The organism is Streptomyces sp. NPDC054841, from assembly GCF_053611045.1.
Window position 1 is genome coordinate 1 of record NZ_JBSGZO010000593.1, and the last position, 4,653, is coordinate 4,653.

Consider the following 4,653-nt stretch of genomic DNA (forward strand, 5'->3'; position numbering starts at 1 on the left):
CGGACCCCCGTACGGCCTTCGGCCGTGTCCTCGAACGCCGGACGGGCTCAAAGAACGCCGGACGGGCTCAGAATGAGTCTCGTCGGCGTTTGAGGCGCGGGTTTCGGGGGCAGAGCCCCCAGCACCCGAAATCAGCCCGGGCGGAACTGGCGCTGCCGGTCCAGGGAGCGCCGCAGCTCGACGGGCAGCGGATGGCAGGGGCCGTACAGGCGCTCCGTGTCGTGGAGCAGGCTCTGCAACTGCTGGTGTCCCGCCGTGTGGTCGCCCGCCGCGCGGTGGGGCCCGTTATCCCCATCCGGTCAGGCACCTGGCCAGGCATCCGGATCAGGTCGCGCAACAAGGCGATCAAAGTCGACCATCTTTGACGCTTCCCCAGATACTCCCCACATTTCCTTCACACCTGGATGTACTCTCTCCGTCGTTCGAACTCCCACGTTCGAGCACTGTTCAACTCTGGGGAGGGTCTTTGAAGCTCCGTTACGCCACCTCGGCCGCCGCCGTCGCCGCCGTTGTCGCCGGTGGTCTGCTGACCGCCACTCCGGCCCAGGCCGCGGGTGGAGTGAGTATCTACCGCGTGTACTACAACTCGCCGGGCTCCGACACCGGCTCGAACACGTCGCTGAACGGCGAGTGGGTGCAGCTCTACAACTCCAGCACGTCCGCGATCTCGATCAAGGACTGGAAGCTGCGGGACGCATACGGCTGGACGTACACCTTCAGCGGCACGATCGGCGCGAAGTCGTACGTCAAGGTCCATACGGGCAAGGGCTCCAACACGACCGGGTACCGCTACTGGGGCCGGGCGGCGTACGTGTGGAACAACACCGGGGACACGGCGTATCTCCGCAAGCCGACGGGGGCTCTCGTCGACTCGTGCTCGTGGGGTTCGAGCGGCTCCTCGAAGTACTGCTGACACTCTCCCGTTCCCGTTCCGGGCCGCGCCGCACTCCGGCCGGCCCGGTTGCGGTGCCGGTTTCAGGTCCCGTTCCCCGTCAGCCGTCGAGACGCCGGTCGCCCTTGTGGGCCCCGTAGAACTCAGCCTGGCGGGCCATGATCGTACGCATCGACGTACCGCGCGGGACCCCGTACACCGTGCCGGGAAAGTCGAGACCGCGCTGCTTCTCCCACAGCTCGTCATGCCGGTCCGGCGAGAAGAGCTCGGCCGGGTCTCCCGCCGCGATCCAGCCGATCGGCACGACCGTCCCCGGCTCCAGGCGCGAATTGACGTGCAGCACGCTGTTGATCCGCAGCTCGGACCCCGCCCCGGCCACGGCTCCCGGGAACACCGCCACCCCCGTCGCCACGAAGACCTCGTCCTCCACGGTCGCCCCGTTGATGTGCGCGTGCGGCCCGATGAGCACGGCGTCCCCCAGTACCGCGGGATGCTGGGCCCTTCCGCGAACCAGAGCGTTCTCCATCACCACCGCGTCCGCCCCCGTGCGCACCTCACCGTCCTCGGCGGTGAGCACGGCCCCGTGCAGGACGCGCGCGCGTTCACCAAGGATGACGGCGCCGCACAGCACGGCCGAGGGGGCGACGTACGCGGACTCGGGGACGACGGGCCGCTCGCCGCGGTGCTCGTACAGTTGGAGCAGTTTCCGTCGACTACATATCCGGGAACTCTCCATTAACTCACCGATCACCGTCACTGAGCGTTTTCCAACCTGCCGGTGAGGTTGGGTAGTTGGGGCTGACAGACGGATGAAGCCCCTGTAGATGGGATTTCGACTAAGAGGTTGTCTCACGTGGCAAGTTTCACGAGCTTCTTGTAGCAGGTCAGGGCGGCGGCCAGGCCGAGGAAGGCGAGGAAGTGCGAGCCCTTTCGTTCGTATCGGACGGTGAGGCGGCGGTAGCCGAAGAGCCAGGCGATCGACCGTTCGATCTTCCAGCGGTGCCGACCGAGGCGTTCGCCGGACTCGATGCCGGGCCGCGCGATGCGCGCGACGAGCCCGCGCTCGCGCAGCCAGGCCAGGTGTTCGACGGAGAAGTACGCCTTGTCCGCGCGGAGTTTGACGGGTCGGCGCCGCCGTGGTCCCCGGCGGGACCGGACGGCGGGTATGCCGCGGATGAGCGGCTTGAGGGCGAGGCTGTCGTGCATGTTCGCGCCGGACACGGCGACGGCGAGCGGGATGCCCTGGGCATCGGACAGCACGTGCAGCTTGCTGCCCTTCTTGCCGCGATCGACCGGGTTCGGCCCGGTCAGCGATCCCCCCTTTTGGCGCGAACGGAGGCCGCGTCGACGATCGCCGAGGTCCAGTCCGCCTCGCCGCGGGCCCCGAGTTCGTCCAGCACCGCCCGGTGCAGCCGACGCCACAGGCCTGCCTCGGTCCATACCGTGAAGCGGCGATGCGCGGTGGCGGGCGACGTGCCGAACGTCGGCGGCAGATGCCGCCAGGCACAGCCGCTGGTCAGCGCGTACACCACTGCCGTGAACACGGCCCGCTCGTCACACGGAGCGGTCCCACCACCTTGCGGACGAGCAGCGAACGACGGCAGCAACGGGGCGGCCAGCTCCCAGAGTTCATCAGGAACCAGACGCTTCGATAGATCAGCACCCACGACCGGCAGCATGCCGCACGAACATCAAGTCACGTGAGACAACCTCTAAGCCTTGATTGGTGCGGCCGACCTGGCGGCCTGCTCGATCTTCGCGCAGTAGGCTGCACGGGCTTCCTCGTCGATCTGCTTCTCGAGTTCGGCGCGCAACCCGGTCCGGCCGTCGAGGCCCTCGCGCAGGATATCGGCGTGCCCGGCATGCCGGATGGACTCGCCGAGGACATGGACCATGATGGCGAACAGGTTCGTGTCGGCATAAGGCTCCGGCCACCACGGCACGTGGCCGGGGGCGTCGAGGGGAAGCTCGTTGATCGTCGCGTCCGAGTGTTCCCACGTGCGCCGGTAGAACCCGATGATCTGATCGCGGGTCTCGTCCTCGGTCGCCCACAGATCGCTGCCGTTGGAGTCCTGCCACCGGGGCAGCGGTTCCGGGGAAGGGCGGTCGAAGACCTCGCCGAAGTACCTGGCCTCGACGGTGGCCACGTGTTTGACCAGGCCGAGGAGGTTGGTCCCGGTCGCTGTCAAAGGCCGGCGGGCGTCGTATTCGGACAAGCCGTCGAGTTTCCAGAGCAGCGCCTTGCGGTCCCGCCGCAGTCTCCCGTGCAGGTTGCCTTTCGCGAATTCATCGATCATGCGGCATGAGCCTGCCATGGGCTGCTCGTGGTCTCAAGATCCCGTACGTGGTCCGCAACGACTGGCAGAGCCGAGGCCTGGCCATGGCCGCCGCCCTGACCTGCTACAAGAAGCTCGCGAAACTTGCCACGTGAGACAACCTCTAAGAAATCCGTCTCCACCAGAGGCTTCGTGTGCTTGTCTACCCGTCCGGCGTCGACGTGTCCAGCTCTGCCCTTCGCTTCCTGTCCGCCAAGCTGCGCAGGCATCGCCGGGAGCTCGGCACCCGGTGGCGGCGCCTGAGTGTCGGCCGGCAGGCGTTGCTCGCCCTCGCCCACCTGCGTAACGGTCACCCTTACGTCCAGCTCGCGGCAGGATTCGGGATCGGAACCACCACTGCCTACCGCTACGTCACCGAGGCCGTCGAGGTCTTGGCCGCCCATACCCCCACGCTGGCCGAGGCGATCCGCACGGCATCCACGAAGGCGTTCGTGCTGCTGGACGGGACCCTGCTTTACCGATCGACCGGATCGCCGCCGACCGGCCCTTCTACTCTGGAAAACACAAGAAGCACGGGATGAACGTGCAAGTCCTCGCCGATCCGTCCGGCCGTCTACTGTGGGCTTCACCGGCGCTGCCCGGCGCCGTCCACGACGTCCGGGCCGCCCGTGAGCACGCCATCATCGACGCCCTTGCCGAGGCCGGCATCACGTGCTGGGCGGACAAGGGATACCGGGGCGCCGGGGGCATGGTCCAGCTCCCCTACTGGGGCCGCTGGGAGACTCTTTCCGCAGGCCAGCAGGCGGTCAACCGGTCCCACGCGAAGATCCGGGCACTTGTTGAGCAGGCCATCGCCACCCTGAAGTCCTGGCGGCTCCTGCGCAAGCTCCGCTGCTCGACCACTCGGATCACGATGGGGAGGTGACCCGACAGCGCGAGGCCATCGAGGACGTGGCGCTCAGCGTCTCCACGCGGATCAGGATCACGCTGGAGCACCTGGACCGCCTCGGCCCCATGAACGGTCTCGAGACCCGGCTGAGCAGCGCAGACGATGCCGTGAATCACGTCTCGCTGTCCGTGTTCCGCTTCGACCAGGACGCCCGCGTCACCCCGCACCTGGCGAGACTCGTCGGTCACGACTCCCCGTTGCTGCATCTGCGGCGTCAGGGCGCGGGCGGAATGTTCGACAGGTTCGCCGAGCACGCGGAGGAGCTGTGGAGCAGGGGCGTGCCCCGCACATCGTGAAGGCAGCGACGCACTGGCAACCATGGGATCCGAGACAGGCGAAGAGTGACGGCGAAGGGCCGCTACACCGTCTGCGCAACAAGGACAACGGCTGCTACTGGGAACGCGCGAAGGACGCGAGCCACAGCACGGACGCGATGCCGGCGAACAACAACGGGTCGGGCGCGGCGATCGTGAAGATCTCGACCTCGGACGCCTGCTTCAAGACCACGGGCTGCGGCGACTGGACCAAGACCGGCT

General features: G+C 67.6%; 5 protein-coding genes and 2 pseudogenes. 4 read left to right on the forward strand and 3 right to left on the reverse strand.

The window, feature by feature from the left end; translation table 11 throughout:
* The first annotated feature begins 466 nt into the window (after positions 1–466).
* Entirely contained in the window at positions 467–913 is a 447-nt protein-coding gene (locus ACWGI8_RS39940; RefSeq protein ID WP_453668350.1) for a lamin tail domain-containing protein, read from the forward strand.
* Between the two features lie 79 nt (positions 914–992).
* Here the strand turns inward: ACWGI8_RS39940 and ACWGI8_RS39945 are convergent, their stop codons facing one another.
* From ACWGI8_RS39945 to ACWGI8_RS39955, 3 genes are all read right to left on the reverse strand, one after another.
* Positions 993–1,643, reverse strand: a complete 651-nt coding sequence (locus tag ACWGI8_RS39945; RefSeq protein ID WP_453668351.1) for a gamma carbonic anhydrase family protein — start codon at positions 1,641–1,643, stop codon at positions 993–995.
* A gap of 98 nt (positions 1,644–1,741) precedes the next feature.
* Positions 1,742–2,559, reverse strand: a protein-coding gene (locus tag ACWGI8_RS39950) for an IS5 family transposase (RefSeq protein WP_453668352.1) whose coding sequence is annotated in 2 segments (ribosomal slippage) — positions 1,742–2,217 and positions 2,217–2,559 — 819 coding nt in all. Because the reading frame shifts where the segments join, the coding sequence is not laid out codon by codon here.
* 45 nt (positions 2,560–2,604) lie between these two features.
* Positions 2,605–3,189, reverse strand: coding sequence for a DinB family protein (locus tag ACWGI8_RS39955; RefSeq protein ID WP_453668353.1), 585 nt, complete (start codon positions 3,187–3,189; stop codon positions 2,605–2,607).
* A gap of 5 nt (positions 3,190–3,194) precedes the next feature.
* On the opposite strand from ACWGI8_RS39955, the gene ACWGI8_RS39960 reads away from it, so the two are divergent.
* The 3 genes and pseudogenes from ACWGI8_RS39960 to ACWGI8_RS39970 all read left to right on the forward strand — a co-directional run.
* Complete coding sequence (locus ACWGI8_RS39960; RefSeq protein WP_257548903.1) at positions 3,195–3,323, forward strand: hypothetical protein; 129 nt, start codon at positions 3,195–3,197, stop codon at positions 3,321–3,323.
* Positions 3,324–3,362: 39 nt separating this feature from the next.
* Positions 3,363–4,093, forward strand: a pseudogene (locus tag ACWGI8_RS39965) (IS5 family transposase).
* Positions 4,075–4,413 (forward strand): annotated as a pseudogene (locus ACWGI8_RS39970) (XRE family transcriptional regulator); the annotation flags it as partial. The pseudogenes ACWGI8_RS39965 and ACWGI8_RS39970, both read left to right, overlap by 19 nt.
* Positions 4,414–4,653: the final 240 nt, after the last annotated feature.